This window comes from Desnuesiella massiliensis (genome assembly GCF_001403615.1).
Classification (GTDB): Bacteria; Bacillota; Clostridia; order Clostridiales; family Clostridiaceae; genus Desnuesiella; species Desnuesiella massiliensis.
Map to the genome: position 1 here is coordinate 1,260,552 of NZ_LN879457.1, position 21,657 is coordinate 1,282,208.

Sequence of the window (21,657 nt, forward strand, 5' to 3'; positions counted from 1 at the left end):
GTAAAGATGAAAAAGATTATTGTTTTTATTATTTTATTTAGTTCTTTATTTACAGCCTCCTGTTCCTCTAATTCCAAAAGTGATTACGTCAATAAAGGCAACATAGTGTTCATTTCTAGAATGAAAAATAGTGAGTATTGGAATGTAGTTAAAATGGGGGCTACAGCTGCAGCTTCAGAATTTAATGCTAACATAGAGCTACTAGCCACAGATTATGGAGATGATGTGGATGGACAGATTCGATTGATAGAGGAAGCTCTTAATAAAAAGGCTGATGCCATAATAATTGCTCCTAATGATTACAATAAATTGGTTAAGGTCTTAGATAAAGTTAATAGTAAAAAAATACCTATAATAGTAATTGATTCTGAAGTTAATACTGATAAAATAAATGGATTTGTTGGAACAAATAATTATGAGGCAGGGAAGGCGGCTGGAGAAAAGATAGTAGAACTTTGCGGAGAAAATAGCAATATAGGTATTTTATCATTGATACAAGGAGCTGGTAATAATGAGAAGAGAGAAAAAGGTCTAACTGATGTCTTAGCTTCTCATCCTAAAATAAACATTATGGCAAAAGAGGAGTCATTATCAGATCCAACTTTAGCTACCATTCTTACAAGACGACTCATAGAACGAAATCCAGATTTAAATGGTATTGTGGCCATGAATGATGTTCTATCAGAGGGGGCGGCAGAGGTAATTCACGAAATGAAACTAGAGGATAAAATAAAGCTAGTTACTTTTGATAGCACCACTAAAGAAATCGGTATGTTAGAAAAAGGTGTCATTAAAGCAACTATAGTGCAGAATCCTTTTAGCATGGGATATTTAGGAGTTAAAAATGCAGTAAAGGTTATAAAAGGAGAGAGTATACAAAAAAACATAGACACTGGAATTACTGTTATAGATAAAAAGAATATGTTTGATTCAAAGAATCAAAAGCTTTTATTTCCTTTTGCTAAATAAAAGCTGTTATTATAGGGAAGTTCACGTATTGCATGAATTTCCCTATATTTATATTTTCGGTATTTAATAATATATATATTAATGCAAAAACTCAGTAGGATTTTTATATAAAATCATAGTTTTTTGTATTAAGAGTAGTTAGGTTTGATGGTAATATTAAATCAACGTTAGGAAAACGTTGACAAATATATTTCAAGGGGGATTAAGGTGATGATAAGAAAAAAATTATTAGTTATTCCTATTATTGCATCTTTATTAGTTGGAGTATTGGCAGGGTGTAGCAGTACAACAAAGAAAACCGAAGAAGGAGATTCTCTTCCTAAAATCGGTACTACTATTTATAAATATGATGACAATTTTATGTCTTTCGTACGTAGAGCCATTGAAACTAATGCAAATGGAAAAGCAACAGTTTTAATGAATGATTCACAAAATGACCAGGCAAAGCAATTAGAGCAAGTAGATACCATGATTTCAAAAGGAGTTAAATCTCTTGCAATCAACCTAGTGGACCCAAAGGCTGCTCAAAGTGTTATAGACAAAGCCAAGAAGAAGAATTTACCAGTGATATTCTTTAATAAAGAACCAGATGCTGCCGTTTTAAAGGGCTATGAAAAATCATGGTATGTTGGCACTGAATCAAAAGAATCCGGTATACTCCAAGGAAAGCTAGTGGTAGATAGTTGGAACAAGAATAAGGACAAATGGGATAAAAATAAAGATGGAAAAATCCAATATGTGTTACTAAAAGGTGAACCTGGGCATCCTGATGCAGAAGCACGTACTAAGTATGTAATAGAAGAAATTAAAAACGCAGGCATTCAAGTTGAAGAATTGGCTATGGATACAGCAATGTGGGATTCAGCAAAAGCTACAGACAAGATGGATGCTTGGATATCAAAGTTTAATGAAAAAATTGAGTTTGTAATAGCTAATAATGATGGAATGGCTTTAGGTGCTCTTGCATCTTTAGAGAAAGCTGGATATTTTAAAGGGGACAAATTTATGCCAATAGTTGGTGTTGATGCCATCCCAGATATGTTAACAAAGATTAAGGAAGGTAAAGTAGTTGGAACAGTTCTTAATGACGCTAAAAATCAAGGTAAGGCTACTTTTGATCTTGCATTAAATGCAGCTACAGGAAAAGATGTGTTATCAGGTACTAATTGGAAATTAGATGGGTCAAAAGCGGTTCGTGTTCCTTACATCGCCATCACTAAAGATAATTTAAGCATAGCAGAAGAAGCATATAAATAAAAATTATATATGAGACACACGTAAAAGTGCGTCTCATATTCTTATACAAAACACTACTATGGAGGTGTAAGCCGTGAACAATGCAAGGGCAGCAGAAGACAAGCAAAAATATGTTCTTGAAATGATTAATATTTCGAAGGAGTTTCCAGGAGTAAAAGCATTGTCGGAAGTAACATTAAAAGTGAGACCAGGTACTGTACATGCCTTGATGGGGGAAAATGGTGCAGGAAAATCTACTTTAATGAAATGTTTATTTGGAATTTATCATTTAGATGAAGGTGAAATTATTTTAAGTGGTGAAAAAGTTCAATTCATGAATTCTAAACAAGCGCTAGATAATGGAGTGTCCATGGTTCACCAGGAGTTAAACCAAGTAAGACAGAGAAATGTTATAGACAATATATGGCTAGGTCGTTATCCTAAAAAGGTTTTATTTATTGATGAAAAAAAGATGTATGAAGATACAAAACAGATATTTAAGGATCTTGATATAAACTTAGATCCTAGACAAAAGGTGAATACCCTTTCTGTATCACAAATGCAGATGGTTGAAATTGCAAAGGCTGTTTCCTATGATTCTAAAATAATCGTAATGGATGAACCAACTTCTTCTTTAACGGAAAAAGAGGTAGAGCATCTTTTTAGGATCATAGAAAAATTGAAAAAGAAAAATGTAAGCATAATATATATTTCACATAAGATGGAGGAAATTCTTAAGATATCTGATGATGTAACCATCATGAGAGATGGGCAATGGATTGCTACAAAAAATGCAAAGGAGCTCACTACAGAATCCATTATAAGCATGATGGTGGGCAGGGATTTATCAAATAGATTTCCGCAAAAAACTAAAAAGCCAGGTGACATTATATTAGAAGTAATGGACTTAACTGCAGAAAACCAACCTTCAATTAATGAAGTAACCTTTGATTTAAGAGCTGGAGAAATACTTGGTGTTGCAGGACTTATGGGTTCTAAGAGAACAGATATTTTAGAGGGGTTATTTGGTATTAGGAAGCTTCAAAAGGGAAGGATAGTTCTTCATGGTAAGGAAATAAAGAATAGAACACCACATATGGCTATGGAAAATGGTTTTGCCATGGTTACAGAAGAAAGGCGTATTACGGGGATCTTCGAAAGACTTCCAGTAAGTTTTAATTCGGTAATTGCTAATATAGATAATTATACAGTAGGCTTAGGGATACTATCCTCAAAAAATATTGAAAAAGATACCCAATGGGTAATTGATTCCATGAGAGTAAAAACTCCTAGTCAAAAAACTCAGATAGGAAACTTATCTGGAGGAAATCAGCAAAAGGTTATAATTGGGCGCTGGTTATTAACTAAACCGGAAATATTAATGCTGGATGAACCTACTAGAGGTATAGATGTTGGAGCAAAATTTGAGATTTATCAGTTAATGAACCAATTAGCCTGTGAGGGGAAAGGGATAATAATGGTTTCCTCAGAAATGCCTGAATTATTAGGTGTAACGGATAGAATCTTAATTATGAGTAATGGAAGAGTTGCAGGTATAGTGGATACTAAGACTACCACTCAGGAAGAAATAATGCGTTTATCTGCATTATATTTATAGCATAGGGGGTATCATCATGGAAAATCCAAAAAAATTTTTAGATAGTAAATTAAGAAAAGATTGGCTTATGAATAATGCCATATATGTGGTGCTTGTAACATTATTTATAATTATAATTGCCATTGAGCCAGAATTTTTATCAATAGATAATTTTAGTAATATTTTAACGCAATCATCCACACGTATTATAATTGCTTTAGGGGTAGGAGCCATCCTTATAACCCAAGGTACAGATTTATCCGCAGGACGTACTGTAGGTTTAGCAGCTGTTTTATCTGCTTCATTATTACAAGCTACAGACTACGCTTATAGAATGTATCCTGATCTACAAAAATTGCCTGTACTTGTACCTATCCTAATTGCCATGGTAGTGTGTGCTTTAATAGGTCTTCTAAATGGATTTATTGTGTCCGTGCTTAAGGTGCCACCTTTTATTGCCACCTTAGGTATGATGATTATCGTTTATGGACTTAATTCAATATATTATGATAGGCCTCCTTATGGAGCACAGCCTATAGGTGGATTGGATCCTGATTTTTCTAAGTTTGTAACGGGAAGTTTTCAAAAAGGCGCTTTTGAGTTACCTTATTTAATAATTTATGCTTTCATCGTCACAGCAATTATATGGGTATTATGGAATAAAACTCGCTTTGGTAAAAATATGTATGCTATTGGTGGAAATCCAGAAGCAGCTTCGGTTTCGGGAGTCAATGTTACTAAATATATAATATTAATATACATGCTGGCAGGAGCGCTTTATGGATTTGCAGGGACTCTAGAGGCTGGTCGTGTGGGCAGTGCCACCAATAATACTGGAAATATGTATGAATTAGATGCAATAGCAGCTTGTGTTGTTGGTGGAGTTTCTTTATCTGGTGGTGTTGGAACAGTGCCAGGTATCATCACAGGAGTTTTGATATTCCAAGTTATAAACTATGGACTTGCGTTCATAGGGCTTAACCCTTATCTACAATATATAGTTAAAGGATTAATCATAATAGGTGCTGTAGCTATTGATATTAGAAAGTATATAAGGAAAAAGTAAAAAAGTATGACAATTAGATTGAAAAGCCTGTTAGACATATAAGATCTAATGGGTTTTATTTTTTAAAGTTATTTACATAAAAATTAAAAAGGATATTACAATTTTCTGTTAATTAATGATATTATATATATATTAAATGAAAGTTCTTATGTTAGGTACCTATTATGAGGTCAGAATGTATTTGAACTTTCCTACTATATATATAAGAAGTTTATTATTAAAATAAACCTTTAGGATTTATGACTTTTACAATGAAATTTTGCGTATTTTATAGTAAGTATAGTTACTTTGGGATAAAGGGGTATAATTATGGAAAGAGAAATTATGATAATGCGAAAAAAACGAAGGCAAAGAAAGAAACGAGCTAGAGCAATAGCAACTGCAATCTCCATGATATTAGGAATATTAATTTTAACTAGTATTTTTAGCATGTTTAAAAATGGAGAATCTAATAATAAGGGCATTTTTAATTTGTTTGGTGCTCCAGCCAAAACTTCTAGTGATAAACTGGTGGTATGTATAGATCCTGGTCATGGAGGCTATGATATTGGAGCTAAAAAATATATAGATAAGAAAGAGAAGGAAATCAATTTAGAAATAGCTTTAGAGCTTGGTAGAATATTAGAAAAGAATAATATAAAAGTTATATATACCAGAGATAGTGATAAAGTATCCTGGCCTGATAATGAGAAAGAGGATTTAAAGAAAAGATGCGAAATAACTAATAATGCTAAAGCGGATATTTTTATATCCATACATTGTAATTCTGATAACGATCCTAAAATAAAGGGAATAGAAACTTGGAGTCAAGATGGCAATTTAAAATCTAAAGAGTTAGCAAAAGCCATCCAACAAAATTTATCTTCTTATAATTATTCTGAAGATAGAGGTGTTAAAACTCAATCAGACAAAAATTTGTATGTATTAAGAAATACACAAGCAGCGGCGGTTTTAGTAGAAATAGGCTATATAAGTAATGCTTCAGACAATAATTTCATTAGTTCTAGCGAAGGTCAGAAAAAAATAGGACAAGCTATTGCTGATAGTATTTTAAAACTAGATATAAAGGAATAGATAATAAAAACCTAAGGACTAATTATATAAATAACTGATCCTTAGGTTTTAATAAGTCATATGAATTTATCTTTTCATATCGAAGATTTTTTTACTATCAATATATTCATAAACATTAACTAAGGCTTCTCCGAATCTTTGGTAATGTACAACTTCTCTTGCCCATAAGAATTTAAGAACTTCTTTTACATCTACGTCATCTGTTAAATCTATTAAATGCTCATAGGTGGTGCGAGCTTTTTGTTCTGCAGCCATATCCTCATGAAGATCAGTGACCGGATCTCCAGTGGCTTGAATATAGGCAGAAGTCCAAGGCACTCCATTTGCATCTGTAGGAAATAATGCATTATCATGTTGGGCATAGTGGCCTCCTAAGCCAGCGTCTTTTAATTCGTCAGGGGTAGCGTCTTTAGTCATTTGATATATCATTGCACAAATTATTTCAACGTGAGCTAGTTCTTCAGTTCCTATGTCTGTAAGCAAGGCTTTGGCTTTGCCTGTGGGCATAGTATATCTTTGCGTTAAATATCTTATAGCTGCGCTTAATTCTCCATCAGGTCCCCCGTATTGAGTCACTAGAAACTTAGCCATTCTTAAATCTTTATTTTTAATATTAACTGGATGCTCTAATTTTTTTTCATATATCCACATAACTTAACCCCCTAATCCTCATTTTCCCATGGCCAAGGTTCATTAACCCATTCCCAAGGTGCTTTACTTTGAGCATTTCCGAAATTTGTTAATGGTCCAAATTCCATTTCATAGTCATTTTTTAAGCAAGCTAATTGGGAGGCCATAAAATTATAATCAGCCAAGGCTTTTAAGTTATCAGGATTATTATCCAAAAATAAGTTTAATTCTACTGCAGCAAACTCCACCTCTTGAATTTTTTTTAATAATTTAAATTGATTATCCTTGTTATAGTGACGTTCAGACATTTTTATCCTCCTACTCCATTGATTTAATTGGGAATGGCTCATAAAGATTTGGGAATAGCATCCCTTTTCTCAAGGCCTCATTGATAGGGAACATGCCAATATAAGGTTGTCTAGGCACATAAGCTCTTGCAAATTTAAGGCTACTTACCATTGGGTGTCCCTTAGTCTTTTCTTTATGCTTTCTCTCTGGAGTAAAGTAAGGATTAAAATTATCGTACATAGCTTTCCACCCTTCGTTATAATTACAATACTATTTTATGTAAGGAAAGCTTTTAGTGTGAATACTTTAATATGATATTTAATATATTTAATAGGATTGCTCTATATAATTTTTAAAGCTATTTACTAAAAAAATAGCTAATATAAAAAAATCTGCTTTTAATTGCTATTTAGCATAATTTTTATATTAGCTATTATTAGAAATATTATAGAATTTTAGTTATTTCTTCTATTATAATAGAGTATTTTCCCTCTGGAGAATCCACTGTTACCTCTTGACCTGCTTTGCATTTATATAAAACCTTTCCTAAAGGAGATTCTATGCTTATTTTATTATTTAATGGATCAGCCTCGATAGTTGTTACATTGATACTGTGATTATAATATTATGAAGTAATATTGTAAATAATCTAAAAATGTCATAAATCTATTGACGAACTATATTAAAACTTAAAAAGGTATGAAAAACTTGAATATAAAGTTATAATATATGTATATTTATGTGAAGAAAACTTTTATAAAACTATATATTTATAGAACTTTAACAATTCATTCACGTATTATTAATAAAATTATAGTTATTTATAAAATGCAAGAATTAAATTGGAAAGAATAAGGGAATGATACCTATTAATAAATATGCATCAAAAAAAGAATGAAAACGTTTAATATTAATAGTAATTTGTTGCTAAATTAATAAATAAAAAATAATTATTTTATATAATATTTAAAATTATGCAAGTAAAGAATGTAGAATTTTGCAGATTGATATTCAAAAAATGTTAAAATGCACATAATTTGCTGCAGGATTCAACGATTTTTTTGGAGGTTATAATACAAATACCTTTAAATATGACATAAATTTTGAATATATTATATAAAATAATTTAAAAAAATTAATTAAACAGCAAAAAAAGTATTTTATTTTTATAAAAAGTATGATATGATAAAAAACATCAAAGTAAATAAAAAAAATCATATTTTTAAAAACCTGCATATTCACTATTCAGAAAAAAAGTAAAAATGCAAGTTTATTAAATTGTTATCCATTAATAATTGTTATTGATTACTTATTCCTTTATTTTTAATATCTTAAGGAGTAGGTAATTTAAATAAAACTATAAAGGGGGAAACATTAATGAAAAAAAATACACTAAAGAAACTTATGGCTGTTTTAGCAGTGGCACTTAGTGTAAATTTAACTCTTGCTGGTTGTGGAAAAAAATCAGGAGATGGGACTACAGGTTCCAAAAAAGACACTATAGTAATTGCACAAGGATCTGACGCTAAATCATTAGATCCGCATGCAACTAATGACCAACCATCATCAAGAGTTAGCAAACAAATCTACAGCAGACTAGTTGAAGCAGACGAGGACATGAAAATCATACCTGGTTTAGCTGAAAAGTGGACAAAAGTAGATAACGTAACTTGGGAATTTAATTTGAGAAAAGGTGTTAAATTCCACAATGGGGAAGAACTAAAGGCTAAAGACGTAGTATTTTCGCTAAAAAGAATGGAACAATCAAAGGTTGTTGCAGAAATTATTGAAGCAGTAAAATCCGTTGAAGCTAAAGATGATTACACAGTAATCATAAAAACAAAAGAGCCATTTGCTCCATTATTAGCTCACTTAGCTCACACAGCTGCTTCCATATTAAATGAAAAAGCTGTTACAGCAGGTGGACAAAACTACGGACAAAATCCAGTTGGAACAGGTGCATATAAATTTGTAAGCTGGGAAGCTGGAAATAAAATAAATTTAGAAGCTTTTGACGGATATTTCGGAGAAAAAGCAAAGGTTAAAAATGCAGTATTTAGAAATATCGTTGAAGGAACAAACAGAACTATAGGTTTAGAAACTGGTGAAGTTGATATAGCATATGATATAGAGCCAGTAGACAAAGAAAAAGTTAAGACCCATAAGAACCTACAATTAATAGAAGGACCATCTTTATCTTATGCATACATTGGAATGAATACTAAAAAAGCTCCTTTCAATGATCCTAAAGTAAGACAAGCTATCAACTTAGCTGTAGATAAAGAAGCTATAATTAAAACTGTATTAAATGGAGCAGGACAAGTTGCTAATGCACCTATAGCTCCTCAAGTATTTGGATATAACAAAGATATTAAAGGCTATCCATATGATAAAGAAAAAGCTAAAGCTCTATTAAAAGAAGCTGGAAAAGAAAATCTTAAAACTACTATCTGGACAAATGATAACCCAGTTAGAGTTCAAATAGCACAAATAGTACAAGCACAATTAAAAGAAGTTGGAGTAGATGCTAAGATTGAAACTCTTGAGTGGAGTGCATACTTAGATAGAACTGCTAAAGGCGAGCATGATATGTATATTTTAGGATGGACAACTGTAACAGGTGATGCAGACTATGCTTTAAATCCACTATACAGCACAAAATCTCATGGTTCAACTGGTAACAGAACATTCTTCTCTGATGCAGAAGTTGATAAGTTATTAGAAGAAGCTAAAGTTCAATCAGATGAAAAGGTAAGACTTGATGCTTATAAGAAGATCATGGAAAAAATCGTTGCTGCAGCTCCAGACATAATGTTATACTATACAACTCAAAATGCTGGATTACAAAAGAGTGTTGAAGGTTTCAAATTGCACCCAGCAGGACATCATAATATTTCAAATGTAAGCTTTAAGTAAAAAAACAAAATAGGACCTTCTTAGAAGGTCCTATTTTAAAGCTAATGCAAATACCAAAGGGGGATTGTAATGCATAAGTATATTATAAAAAGAATTTTGCTTCTTATACCGGTATTATTAGGTGTAACATTCATAGTTTTCTCCATTATGTATCTAACTCCTGGGGATCCAGCTCAGCTGATACTAGGAGAAAAAGCTAGCCCAGAATCTGTTGCGGCTTTAAGAACTCAAATGGGATTAGACAAGCCATTCATTGTTCAATATTTTACGTTCATAGGTAAAGCAGTTACCGGAGATTTTGGTAGATCCTATACTACTAATAGAGCGGTTTTTGCTGAAATTTTCCAAAGATTCCCGAATACTTTAACTTTAGCGGTAGTTGGTGTTGTACTATCTATTGCTATAGGTATACCAGTAGGTATCATTTCTGCTACTAAACAATATTCAATTACTGATAACGTTTCAATGGTTGTAGCTTTATTAGGAGTTTCTATGCCAAACTTCTGGTTTGGATTAATGTTAATTCTTATATTCTCAGTTAACTTAGGTTGGTTGCCTTCAGGTGGCTTTACAAGTTTAAAGAGCCTTATATTACCTGCTATAACATTAGGATATAGTTCGTCAGCAATTGTTACTCGTATGACGAGATCCTCCATGCTTGAAGTAATTAGACAAGATTATATAAGAACTGCAAGGGCAAAAGGGGTTAAAGAGAAGACAGTAATACTAAGACATGGATTAAAGAATGCTTTAATTCCAGTAATAACTGTAGTTGGTTTACAATTTGGACATTTACTTGGTGGTGCTGTTTTAACAGAGACAGTTTTCTCATGGCCTGGAGTTGGAAGATTATTGGTTGATGCTATAAGAGCAAAAGACACTCCAATGGTATTGGCATCTGTAGTGTTCCTAGCAACTGCATTCAGTATATGTAACTTGCTAGTAGATATACTATATGCCTATGTAGACCCTAGAATTAAGTCTCAGTACAGTAAATAATTTTGCTAAATGTTACAGGAGGGAATATAGATGGCTAATAAAAAGAGAAGTCAATGGGCCGAAGTTTGGAGAAGACTTAGAAAAAATAAAACTGCTATGATCGGTCTAGGTATATTAATAGTTTTAATATTATTAGCATTTTGTGCTGATTTTATCGCAGATTGGAACGATGTAGTAATAAAACAAGATCTTCCAAACAGACTAAAAGGACCAGGAAATGGCCATATTTTAGGAACAGACGAGTTTGGTAGAGATATTTTCGCAAGATTAGTGCATGGTTCTAGAGTATCCTTACTAGTTGGTGTAGTGGCAGTGAGTATAGCTGTACTAATAGGAGGTACTTTAGGTGCGATAGCTGGTTTCTATGGTGGTAATTTAGATAATGTAATCATGAGAATTATGGATATATTTTTAGCTATACCAAGTATATTACTTGCTATCTCCATAGTATCGGCTTTAGGTCCAAGCTTATTTAACTTAATGCTATCCATAGGTATTTCATCGGTACCGAGTTACGCTAGAATAGTTAGAGCTTCAGTGCTTTCTATAAGAGATCAAGAATTCGTTGAGGCTGCAAGAGCTATTGGTGCTAATGATTTTAGAATAGTAGTAAAGCACATTATACCTAATGCTTTAGCTCCAGTTATAGTTCAAGGAACATTAGGGGTTGCAGGTGCGATCTTATCTACAGCTGGATTAAGCTTCATAGGACTAGGAATTCAACCGCCAGCACCAGAATGGGGTTCCATGCTCTCAGGTGGTAGACAGTTCTTAAGATATGCATGGCATGTAACAACTTTCCCAGGAATTGCTATAATGCTCACTATCTTATCCCTTAACCTATTAGGTGATGGATTAAGAGATGCGTTAGATCCAAGACTAAAGAATTAATTCGGAGGTTAAAGCAATGGAAAACAAAGAGAAATTACTTAAAATTGAAAACTTGCACATTAACTTTATTACAGTAGATGGTACTGTTAAAGCTGTTAATGGTGTTGATTTAGAATTAAACAAAGGAGAAACCTTGGGACTAGTTGGAGAAACAGGTGCAGGTAAAACTACTACTGCCCTTGGAATCATGAGACTTGTACCAAATCCTCCAGGAAAGATTCTTGATGGAGATATACAATTTGAAGGACAAAGCCTTCTAAAATTAAGCGAAGAGGAAATGAGACGTATCAGAGGAAATAAAGTTTCTATGATATTCCAAGATCCTATGACCTCTTTAAATCCTGTAGAAACAGTAGGAGATCAAATCGCTGAAGTTATTTCTATACATCAAGACGTAACTAATGAAGAAGCTAAAAAGAAAGCGGCTGAAATGCTTGAGCTTGTTGGAATTCCAGCTGCAAGATTAAATGAATATCCACACCAATTCTCAGGTGGTATGAAGCAAAGGGTTGTTATAGCTATTGCTCTTGCATGTAATCCTCAGCTATTAATAGCTGACGAACCAACAACAGCACTAGACGTTACAATTCAGGCACAAGTTCTTGAAATGATGAATAAGCTTAAAAGGGATTTAGGCACTTCCATGCTATTAATTACTCATGATCTTGGTGTTGTGGCACAGGTTTGTGATAAAGTAGCCATCATGTATGGTGGAGAAATAGTTGAAGCTGGAAGCTTAGAGGATATATTTGAAAATACAAAACATCCATATACCATGGGATTATTCGGTTCTATACCAAACATGGAGGATGATGTGGACAGATTAAGCCCAATTAAGGGATTAATGCCAGACCCAACTAACTTGCCAAGTGGATGTAAATTCCATCCAAGATGTCCTTATGCAAAGCCAATATGCCAGGAAAAGATCCCAACAAAAACCGAAGTAAGTCCTGGACACAAAACTATATGCTTAATGTATGAAGAAGCAACAAAATCACTATTTGATGGACCTAAGGAGGAAAAATAATGAGTGAAAGCTTAATTCAAGTAAAAAATTTAAAAAAGTACTTTAAGACTCCAAAGGGACTTCTTCATGCTGTAGATGGTATTGACTTTGACATTAAAAAAGGTGAAACCTTAGGAGTGGTTGGTGAATCAGGTTGTGGTAAATCCACTACTGGTAGATTGCTTTTAAGATTAATAGAAGCTACGGATGGAGAGGTTCTTTTCGAAGGAAAGAATGTTCTAAAATATAATAATGAGCAAATGAGACAATTAAGAAAAGAGATGCAAATAATATTCCAAGACCCATTCTCATCTTTAAATCCAAGAATGTCTGTTTCAGAAATAATTGGAGAGCCACTTATAATTCATAAAGCTGTAAGCAGCAAAGAGGAATTAGCTAAAAAAGTTGCTCAGTTAATGGATACAGTAGGATTAACCGAGAGATTAGTCAATGCTTATCCTCACGAACTTGATGGAGGAAGAAGACAGAGAATAGGAATAGGTAGAGCTTTAGCTTTGAATCCTAAATTCATCGTTTGTGATGAGCCTGTTTCAGCTCTTGACGTGTCTATTCAAGCTCAGGTTTTAAATCTTATGCAAGATCTTCAAAAGGATCTTGGTTTAACTTATATGTTTATAACTCATGACCTTTCAGTTGTTAAACATATTTCAAATGATATTGCAGTTATGTATCTTGGTAAGCTTGTTGAGAAAGCTCCAGCTAAGGAATTATTTAAAAATCCAATGCACCCTTATACAAAAGCTTTATTATCAGCAATACCAGTACCAAGCATAAAGAACAAGAAAGAAAGAATATTATTAAAAGGAGAAATCACTTCTCCAATTAATCCAGCGCCAGGTTGTAGATTTGCTAAGCGTTGTCAATATGCTAAGGAAAAATGCTTCACTGACGATCCAGCACTAGTTAAATTTGGTAATGATCATTTTGTATCATGCCACTTTACTAAAGAATTAAATAACCTATAAGATATAGAAGAGGATGAGTTTCCTCTACTTTAAAACTGCTACTTTACATTATGTAGCAGTTTTTTTATTATAGCAAAATTCTATTTGCCTTTTAAAATACTAGCACATATTTAAGTTTCATTTAAGATAGCTATAAGGGATAATTAAGGAAAGGTTGCTATTATTAATATGAGTAGTATTAAATAAAGGAGTAATGATATGAATAAAATAAAAATAAAGCTTAAAAATCTTTGTTTAGCATTGAAGAATAAGATAAGACATACTAAACCCTTATCTAATGGTTGGAAAGGTTCCACTATAGCTTTAGCCATAATTACAATTATACTGTTTACGATACAAGGATATTTTCTTACGAGACCTAATGGTATCGTACCCTTTGTAGTAGGAACCATCATAGCTATATTGGTGGTAGCTTTAGCTACTGGCATTGTAACTTTAATAATGCATTTAGTTAAAAAGATCCCAAGCTCCTTTCTTTGGGCGCTTATATCTTCACTTTTACTACTATATATAACTTTTATAGCTCCAATAGGAATAGCTGCACTTGTAGTTATATCTATAATATTTCTTTTTTCTATATTGGGCGCTCTGCTGTATAAATTTATAAAAGGAGATTTTAGAAATATCAAGGGTTTTAAAAAAATAGCAATGAGTTTTATAGCTGTGTTTGCAGTAATATCAACGCTTTTAGGGGGATTCTGGCTAATAAATAATGGACAATCATCAGAGGAAGTATTAACTATGAGTAAATATAAAAATAATAGCTTATATAGTTCAATGCTTGAAGATCCGTCAAAACAAGGAAGTCTAAAGGTAAAAACTTTAACCTATGGTAGTGAAAATAATTATCGTAAAGAGTTTAATAAAGAAGATTCTCTAATTTCTAAAACAGTGGACGGATCGGCCTTCGTAGAAAAGTGGTCTTCTTTAAGAAAGAAAAATTTGGGCTTTGGGCCGGATAAAATGCCGTTAAATGGTAAGGTGTGGTATCCAGATTCACAGGGCACCTTTCCTTTAGTTATAATAGTGCATGGTAATCATATAATGTCGGACTACTCCGATGATGGCTATGAATATTTAGGTCAGCTCTTAGCTAGTAAAGGCTACATTTTTGTATCCATAGATGAAAACTTTTTAAACGTATCTCCCTATAATGATATGTTTTTAGTAAGTCCTATTGAGAAAGAAAATCCTGCTAGAGCAATGGTGATGCTAGAGCATATTAGGCTTTGGGAACAGTGGAGTAAGGAGGAAGGAAATCCTTTTTATAAAAAGATAGATATGAATAATATAGCTTTAATAGGACATTCTAGAGGTGGAGAAGCCGTAGCTATTGCGGCAGCCTATAATAAGCTAAAGGCTCACCCAGACAATGGGAACATAAAGTTTGACTATAATTTTAGTATACGTTCTATTGTATCTATAGCAGGGACAGATAAGCAATATAAGCCTTCAGGAAAACTTTTGCCCTTAAAGGATATCAATTACTTAGCACTACAAGGTTCACATGATATGGATGTTACCTCCTTTAGCGGGTTAATGCAATATGATAGGGTTAGTTATACAGGTAAGGAGGATTATTTTAAAGCCTGCATTTATGTTTATGGGGCTAATCATGGTCAATTCAATAGTACCTGGGGAAGAGAGGATGGTGTAGGATTAGGTAATAGGCTTTTTAATACTAAACAGCTTATGACTAAAGAGCAACAAGAAGAGACTGCTAAAGTTATTATATCTTCTTTCTTAGATACTACACTAAAAGGAGAAACTGAGTACAGAAAGATTTTCAGGGATTTGGGCTATGCAATGAAGTGGTTGCCAGATAATTTGTATATAAATAACTATTTTCAATCAAATACTTCTTTAATTAGTAATTTTCAAGAAGATATAGATATAACAAGCACCACCCTTTTAGGAGGAAAGATGCTAGGTGAGAACTTTGAAGAGTGGAAGGAAGAAAAGGTTAAATTTAAGCATAGGGAAGAAGATTATAGTGCAGTTAAATTAGCCTGGAATAATACTAAGAATTCCAAGACACCAGAATATTCTATAGTATTACCAGATGAAAGGCCTAATTTATCAGAAAGCAGTTTATTGGCATTTTCCATAGCTGATAATGATACTAAAAAGGAAAAGGCTTTTAAAAACTCCTTCATTGATTTAACTATAAGATTAGAGGATGTAGAAGGAAATAAAGCAGAGCTTCCATTAAGTCATTTTTCACCTCTATTACCAATGGTAGAAGGAAAAATAATAAAAAAGCCATTTAGCAATTTCATTCCTAATAAAGAACCTATTTTTCAAAGCTTTGAATTCCAATTGAAGGAGTTCAAAAAATCAAACGAAAGTTTTGATATAAAACAGTTAAGAAAAATAAGCTATATCTTTAATAAAACCGAAAAAGGATCTATTTTAATGGATGATATCGGTATAAGGAGATAAATAAATATAATATAAAAGGTGTTTAAATGTTAAAATATATTTATATATAAAAACTTATAAAGACACTTAAGTGTATAAGTAAGATGAGAGGTGAAGGTTATGGTAGATATAGCTTTATTAGGCTCTGGGGGAGGTATGCCTATACCTGAAAGATTTTTATCAGCCCTTCTTATAAATTATAGAGGCAGAAAGATATTGATAGATTGTGGAGAAGGTACACAGGTTTCTATGAGAATGTTAGGCTGGGGATTTAAATCTATTGATATCATTTGTATAACCCATGGTCACGGTGATCATATTGTAGGGCTACCAGGTTTACTTGCTACCATAGGTAATAGTGGCAGGACTGAGCCTTTAACCATAATTGGACCAGAAGGCATAGCTGATATAATAAGAGGGCTTAGAGTAATAGCACCCTATCTACCTTATTCCATAGAAATAATAGAAAATCCAAAAGAAGATTTAAAAGTAAATCTTGAAGAGACTTTAATAGTAACCGAAAATCAATTGAGCACAAAAACTGAGGATATACTTATATCCTCAGTGGAGTTAGAACACTCTTGCCCTTGTGTAGGTTACGGTTTTTATGTTAACAGAAAGCCAAAATTTGATGTAGAGAAAGCTATGAAAAATGAGGTGCCAAAACTTTTATGGAATAGACTCCAAAAGGGAGAATATATAGAGTATGAAGGTAAGGCATATGGGCCTAATTTAGTGCTTGGAGATAATAGAAGAGGAATAAAAATAAACTATATCACTGATACAAGGCCTGTAGACAAAATAGTAGAATTTATTAAAGAAAGTTATTTATTTGTGTGCGAGGGTACCTATGGAGAGGATAAGGATTTAGATAAAGCTATAAAAAACAAGCATATGACATTTAGAGAAGCAGCTCAGCTAGCTTATGAGGGTAAGGTGAAGCAATTGCTTTTAACTCATTTTACTCCAGCTATGACAGAACCAGAAGGATATATAAATAATGCAACAGATGTTTTTGAAAATACAATTTTGGGATATGATAGGTTTATGAAATCCTTGCAGTTTGAAGACTAGTCTTTTTAATGCACAATTCACAATGAAGGGAAATTTTTCTCCTCTAACGCTACGAAAAAAAATTCTCCTCAATTGTGCATTGTGAACTGTGAATTGAAAAAAAGCGACTTTCGTCGCTTTTTCTATTTAACTTCCACAATCCATCCTTCAGGAGCATGTACATCTCCAAATTGAATTCCACATAAGGTATCATAAAGCTTTTTAGTTATAGGACCTACTTCAGTTTCGCTATGGAATACATGTAAATTTTCTTTGTATTCTATGCCTCCGATAGGAGTTATAACTGCAGCGGTTCCACAAGCTCCAGCCTCTTTAAACATATCTAGTTTATCGACGAAAACATCGCCTTCTTCTACTTGCAAACCTAAATATTCTTTAGCCACGTGCATTAATGAATACTTGGTTATGCTTGGAAGAATTGATGGGGATTTAGGAGTTATGAATTTGTCATCCTTAGTTATTCCAAAGAAGTTTGCAGCCCCTACTTCTTCTATTTTAGTATGGGTAGCTGGATCTAAATAAATGCAATCTGCAAAACCTTTTTTAACTGCTACTTCGTGAGGTAATAAGCTTCCAGCATAGTTTCCGCCTACTTTAGCAGCACCAGTTCCATAAGGAGCTGCTCTGTCGTAATCAGATATCATAAAGTTCACAGGAGCCATACCACCTTTAAAATATGGACCTACTGGTGAGCAGAACACACAGAAGATGTATTCAGCAGCAGGTTTTACTCCAAGGTTGTCTCCTACTCCTATAACAAAAGGTCTTAAATATAGAGTTGCTCCACTTCCATAAGGAGGAACGAAAGCTTTATTTGCCTTAACCACTTGAATACAAGCATCGATAAATCTTTCCTCAGGAAATTCAGGCATTAAAAGTCTTCTACAGCTATTATTAAGTCTCTTTGAATTTTGATCTGGTCTAAATAATTGAATTTTGCCATCTTTTGTAGCATAGGCTTTTAGGCCCTCAAAGCATTGTTGTCCATAGTGAAGAGCTGTAGAACCTTCACTAATAGATAGATTATTGTCTTCTACTAGTTTTCCATCATCCCAATTGCCATCTTTCCATTTAGATATATATCTGAAGTCAGTTTTTGTGTAAGTAAAGCCTAATTTTCCCCAATCGATATTAATAGTTTTTGTCATAATCAGCACCTCTTTTATATTTGATATATTGTCTATTATATAATATATTATAATATAAAATCGTTTACATAACTCACTAAAATATTAAATTCTTAAAATTTATGTTAAATGCAAATAAATCTTGAAATCCTTAATAGCTTGTCACTAAATTTAAAAAATAATTTTTAATTTGTGAATAAAATGTACTTGAAATTATATTATGTAAATGATATCATATAAATATAAACAGTGTACAAAATTTTGTACACTGCAATCAATCCTAATATTCAAGGTGGTAAATATGGACATAAAAATGCAGCTCATGCAAAAAAATGGCTTAGTGGCAATAAAACTGGCTAGGGAACTTATGACCATGTCAGAGGGTGATAGAATACCTACTGTAGCAGCTTATGCGGAAAAATATGGAACTGCTAGAGGTACAGTACAATCAGCTCTTAAGCTATTAGAGGAACATAGAGCCATAAGTTTAGAGCCTAGAGGACATTTAGGTACCTTTATCAGTTTTATGGACTATAAGGTATTATGGCAATTCACGGACCTTGGTACTATTATGGGAGTTATGCCCTTACCCTATTCAAAATTATATGAAGGGTTGGCCACTGGACTATATAAGACCATGCATAAAAAAGAAATTCCCTTTAGTTTGGCTTATATGAGAGGTGCCGTAACTAGATTAAAAGCGTTAGAAGATGCAAGATATGATTTTGCAATTGTATCTAAATTAGCAGCAAAGCATAGCATGGAAAAAGGTGCGAATCTAGACATAGCAGTAGAGTTTGGGGAATATAGTTATGTAAATGAACACGCTCTTTTATTTGCGGATCCAACAAAAAATAAAATTGAAGATGGAATGAAAATAGGAATAGACTCAACTTCTATAGATCACTATTTATTAACTATAAGTCAGTGTAAAGAAAAAAAGGTTCAGTTTATTGATATACCTTATAATCAAGTAATTATGAAATTAGAAAATGGCAATATCGATGCAGCTATATGGAATATTGATGAAATCATTGAAAGAAAGCTAGAAATAAATTATCAATATCTAGATGAAAAGATATTTAAGAGAGAAGATACGGAGGCTGTTATCGTTATTAATAAGAATAATTATGGCGTTAGAAATCTTCTTGCTCAATTTATAAGTGGACAAGAAGTGATTAAGTATCAATTAGAGGTAGTGGCTGGAGAACTTATTCCAAACTATTAATTTTTTTAAGATCAATATACAAAAAAATGTACATTAGGAGGAAGTCATGGATTTTCATATTAGATTACAAGTTTTAAAAGATGCAGATATGATTAGTGAGGCTACATATGAGGGAGTTATGAGAGTCATTGGTATGTTTGAAAAGGAAATCAACATAAAACTTACAGAAGAAAATGCTTCAATGCTCGTTACTCACCTATGTATAGCTTGTGAAAGAATTAGAAAGGGGGAATTCGTTGAAGAGATAGATGATTTTATCTACGATGAAATTAGAAAAAATGCATATTTTCAAGAAGCGGAACAGACACTAAAAGCTATGGAAAAAGAACTTCATTTAGAAATTCCTGAAAGAGAAAAACCATTTATCATGATGCACTTATGCACTTTATATGAAAATACTAGAGTCTAAAAATTTTAAAAGAGGCTTAATATATATAAGATTTGAAAGGAGATATTGAAAATGTTAAGGATAGTTGTAGGTGGGCAAATAGAGAAAAATAAAGTAGCAGAAATTATAAAAAAAATTGGAGGAGAGAAAGTTTCTGTAACTATAAAATCAGATATTGAGGCAGCTATGGCCATTAAGACAAATCAAGCTGATTATTACTTTGGAGCATGTAACACTGGAGGCGGAGGGGCCTTAGCCATGGCTATTGCATTACTTGGAATGGGGCTTTGTGCCACAGTTTCAATGCCTGGAAAAATAAGATCTGATGAAGAGATAGTAAAAGAAGTAGAAAGCGGAAAAAAAGCTTTTGGCTTCACACCACAGCATGCTGAACAGGTTATACCTGTTATCATGAATAAAATATTAAAATAGATTTAAGGGGGAGTAAACATGAAGTATATTCTAGTTGCTTTAATAGGAGCATTAGCTTCAATTTTAGCTAACATGGGAGTTGCAGTATTCAACGATGGATTAAGACCTGTTGTCCCAGAATACCTAGAAGGTAGAATGGATAAAAAAGCTATTGCAGCTACCAGCTTTGCTTTGGGCTTTGGATTGGTTATCGGTTTTGGTATACCAGTATCCATTGCAGCTACTATTATATTAATTCACAGTATTTTACTTGGTACAGACATAATCGGTACCTGGGCACCAAGTGGTAAAAAAGGACTTATTATTTCTGGTGTTATTGGTGCAGTGTACGGATTAGGTATTGTAAGCGGGCTAAAGTTTATTGTAGACTTATTTGCAAAATTACCAGTAAACTTCTTGCCACAACTAGGACAAGTAGGAACTCCAATAGTTGCAGCTTTTGCAGCTTTTCCAGCCCTTGTAGTAGGCTATCAATATGGAGTTAAAAAAGGAGGAATAACCTTAATAATTTCCTTCTTAGTTAGACAATTTGTTCAATATTATGGAAAATTCAAAATAGGTAATGCTAGTGTAGCTATTAACCCTGAAGGAATGGCTCTACTTGCAGGTATGATTATGATGCTTGCCTTCGCTATGAGAGAGAAGGCAGACCCAAATGCTACTTCTGTAGATTTAACCGCTATATTTAGTGAAAGAGTAAAAAGAATTAAAAAGAATATTCCTTATCTTGCAGTAATGGGAGGCTTAGTGGCAGCAGCTACAAGTACTTCAATCATAGCTGGTGACCCAATTTCTTTAAACTTATTAGCTAAGGGTCAAAATATTGAAGCTGCTATGACAGCTTTTGCTAGGGGCATAGGCTTTATTCCTCTAGTGGCAACTACTGCTATAGCTACTGGAGTATATGGTCCAGTTGGAATGACTTTTGTATTTGTGGTAGGACTTCTTGTAAAGCAACCTTTATTGGCCTTTGTACTTGGTGCAGTGGTTATAAGCTTAGAAGTATTGCTTCTTGATGTACTTGCAAAGTTCTTGGATAAGTTCCCAGGAGTAAGAGGCTGTGCTGATAATATAAGAACCGCTTCTAGTAAACTTCTAGAAGTAGCCTTACTTGTAGGGGGAGCTATGGCAGCTAATGCAATGGCACCAGGATTAGGATTTTTCATAGTTGGAGGTATATATGTATTAAATCAAACCTCTAAGAAGCCTATTGTTAATATGGCAGTAGGTCCTGTGGCAGCAATTTTTGTAGGAGTACTAATAAACATTTTATATGTTTTAGGTCTATATTTAAAACCTTAATGACATAGGGAAACAACTTTAACTAAT

General features: G+C 33.0%; 21 protein-coding genes. 16 read left to right on the forward strand and 5 right to left on the reverse strand.

Annotation, left to right across the window (positions count from 1 at the left end; genetic code table 11):
- The first annotated feature begins 6 nt into the window (after positions 1-6).
- From BN2665_RS23835 to BN2665_RS23855, 5 genes are all read left to right on the forward strand, one after another.
- On the forward strand, positions 7-969 hold the full coding sequence (locus tag BN2665_RS23835; protein WP_055669585.1) for a substrate-binding domain-containing protein: 963 nt from the start codon (positions 7-9) through the stop codon (positions 967-969).
- A 210-nt stretch (positions 970-1,179) separates the two neighbouring features.
- Complete coding sequence (gene mglB / locus BN2665_RS23840; RefSeq protein ID WP_242866007.1) at positions 1,180-2,226, forward strand: galactose/glucose ABC transporter substrate-binding protein MglB; 1,047 nt, start codon at positions 1,180-1,182, stop codon at positions 2,224-2,226.
- Positions 2,227-2,347: 121 nt separating this feature from the next.
- Positions 2,348-3,823 carry a galactose/methyl galactoside ABC transporter ATP-binding protein MglA gene (gene mglA, locus BN2665_RS23845; protein WP_055670051.1) on the forward strand — a complete coding sequence of 492 codons (1,476 nt, stop codon included), beginning with the start codon at positions 2,348-2,350 and terminating at the stop codon, positions 3,821-3,823.
- Positions 3,824-3,839: 16 nt separating this feature from the next.
- Positions 3,840-4,868 carry a galactose/methyl galactoside ABC transporter permease MglC gene (mglC, locus tag BN2665_RS23850; RefSeq protein ID WP_074042395.1) on the forward strand — a complete coding sequence of 343 codons (1,029 nt, stop codon included), beginning with the start codon at positions 3,840-3,842 and terminating at the stop codon, positions 4,866-4,868.
- Positions 4,869-5,177: 309 nt separating this feature from the next.
- Positions 5,178-5,942 (forward strand): N-acetylmuramoyl-L-alanine amidase, encoded by a 765-nt coding sequence (locus BN2665_RS23855; RefSeq protein WP_055669586.1) that lies wholly within the window; start codon positions 5,178-5,180, stop codon positions 5,940-5,942.
- A gap of 66 nt (positions 5,943-6,008) precedes the next feature.
- Here the strand turns inward: BN2665_RS23855 and BN2665_RS23860 are convergent, their stop codons facing one another.
- The 4 genes from BN2665_RS23860 to BN2665_RS26555 all read right to left on the reverse strand — a co-directional run bounded on the left by BN2665_RS23860 (position 6,009) and on the right by BN2665_RS26555 (position 7,470).
- Complete coding sequence (locus tag BN2665_RS23860; RefSeq protein ID WP_055669587.1) at positions 6,009-6,593, reverse strand: manganese catalase family protein; 585 nt, start codon at positions 6,591-6,593, stop codon at positions 6,009-6,011.
- A gap of 11 nt (positions 6,594-6,604) precedes the next feature.
- The gene (locus BN2665_RS23865; RefSeq protein WP_055669588.1) at positions 6,605-6,880 is read right to left on the reverse strand and encodes a spore coat protein CotJB; all 276 of its coding nucleotides are present in this window, start codon (positions 6,878-6,880) and stop codon (positions 6,605-6,607) included.
- A gap of 10 nt (positions 6,881-6,890) precedes the next feature.
- Entirely contained in the window at positions 6,891-7,100 is a 210-nt protein-coding gene (locus BN2665_RS23870; protein WP_055669589.1) for a spore coat associated protein CotJA, read from the reverse strand.
- Between the two features lie 205 nt (positions 7,101-7,305).
- Positions 7,306-7,470 (reverse strand): GreA/GreB family elongation factor, encoded by a 165-nt coding sequence (locus BN2665_RS26555; RefSeq protein WP_082436037.1) that lies wholly within the window; start codon positions 7,468-7,470, stop codon positions 7,306-7,308.
- Between the two features lie 767 nt (positions 7,471-8,237).
- Between BN2665_RS26555 and BN2665_RS23875 the strand changes: the two genes are divergently transcribed.
- The 7 genes from BN2665_RS23875 to BN2665_RS23905 all read left to right on the forward strand — a co-directional run bounded on the left by BN2665_RS23875 (position 8,238) and on the right by BN2665_RS23905 (position 17,153).
- Positions 8,238-9,776, forward strand: a complete 1,539-nt coding sequence (locus BN2665_RS23875) for a glutathione ABC transporter substrate-binding protein (protein ID WP_055669590.1) — start codon at positions 8,238-8,240, stop codon at positions 9,774-9,776.
- Between the two features lie 69 nt (positions 9,777-9,845).
- Positions 9,846-10,775: a nickel ABC transporter permease gene (nikB, locus tag BN2665_RS23880; protein WP_055669591.1), complete on the forward strand. Its 930-nt coding sequence runs from the start codon at positions 9,846-9,848 to the stop codon at positions 10,773-10,775.
- Between the two features lie 30 nt (positions 10,776-10,805).
- A complete protein-coding gene (locus BN2665_RS23885; protein WP_055669592.1) occupies positions 10,806-11,666 on the forward strand; it encodes an ABC transporter permease in 861 nt (286 codons plus the stop codon).
- A gap of 16 nt (positions 11,667-11,682) precedes the next feature.
- Positions 11,683-12,693, forward strand: coding sequence for an ABC transporter ATP-binding protein (locus BN2665_RS23890; RefSeq protein WP_055669593.1), 1,011 nt, complete (start codon positions 11,683-11,685; stop codon positions 12,691-12,693).
- Positions 12,693-13,658: an ABC transporter ATP-binding protein gene (locus tag BN2665_RS23895; protein ID WP_055669594.1), complete on the forward strand. Its 966-nt coding sequence runs from the start codon at positions 12,693-12,695 to the stop codon at positions 13,656-13,658. Before BN2665_RS23890 ends, BN2665_RS23895 begins: the two co-directional genes overlap by 1 nt.
- 198 nt (positions 13,659-13,856) lie before the next feature.
- Positions 13,857-16,100, forward strand: coding sequence for an alpha/beta hydrolase (locus tag BN2665_RS23900; RefSeq protein WP_055669595.1), 2,244 nt, complete (start codon positions 13,857-13,859; stop codon positions 16,098-16,100).
- A 99-nt stretch (positions 16,101-16,199) separates the two neighbouring features.
- Positions 16,200-17,153, forward strand: coding sequence for a ribonuclease Z (locus BN2665_RS23905; RefSeq protein ID WP_055669596.1), 954 nt, complete (start codon positions 16,200-16,202; stop codon positions 17,151-17,153).
- Between the two features lie 122 nt (positions 17,154-17,275).
- On the opposite strand, the gene BN2665_RS23910 is transcribed toward BN2665_RS23905, so the two are convergent.
- Complete coding sequence (locus tag BN2665_RS23910) at positions 17,276-18,301, reverse strand: branched-chain amino acid aminotransferase (protein ID WP_055669597.1); 1,026 nt, start codon at positions 18,299-18,301, stop codon at positions 17,276-17,278.
- A gap of 280 nt (positions 18,302-18,581) precedes the next feature.
- Between BN2665_RS23910 and yhfZ the strand changes: the two genes are divergently transcribed.
- The 4 genes from yhfZ to BN2665_RS23930 are packed head-to-tail and all read left to right on the forward strand — an operon-like array spanning position 18,582 to position 21,630.
- Positions 18,582-19,508, forward strand: coding sequence for a GntR family transcriptional regulator YhfZ (gene yhfZ, locus BN2665_RS23915; protein ID WP_055669598.1), 927 nt, complete (start codon positions 18,582-18,584; stop codon positions 19,506-19,508).
- Positions 19,509-19,554: 46 nt separating this feature from the next.
- Complete coding sequence (locus BN2665_RS23920; protein ID WP_055669599.1) at positions 19,555-19,917, forward strand: PRD domain-containing protein; 363 nt, start codon at positions 19,555-19,557, stop codon at positions 19,915-19,917.
- A 51-nt stretch (positions 19,918-19,968) separates the two neighbouring features.
- Positions 19,969-20,328, forward strand: a complete 360-nt coding sequence (locus tag BN2665_RS23925; protein WP_055669600.1) for a DUF2620 domain-containing protein — start codon at positions 19,969-19,971, stop codon at positions 20,326-20,328.
- An 18-nt stretch (positions 20,329-20,346) separates the two neighbouring features.
- Positions 20,347-21,630: a YhfT family protein gene (locus BN2665_RS23930; protein WP_055669601.1), complete on the forward strand. Its 1,284-nt coding sequence runs from the start codon at positions 20,347-20,349 to the stop codon at positions 21,628-21,630.
- Positions 21,631-21,657 lie beyond the last annotated feature (27 nt).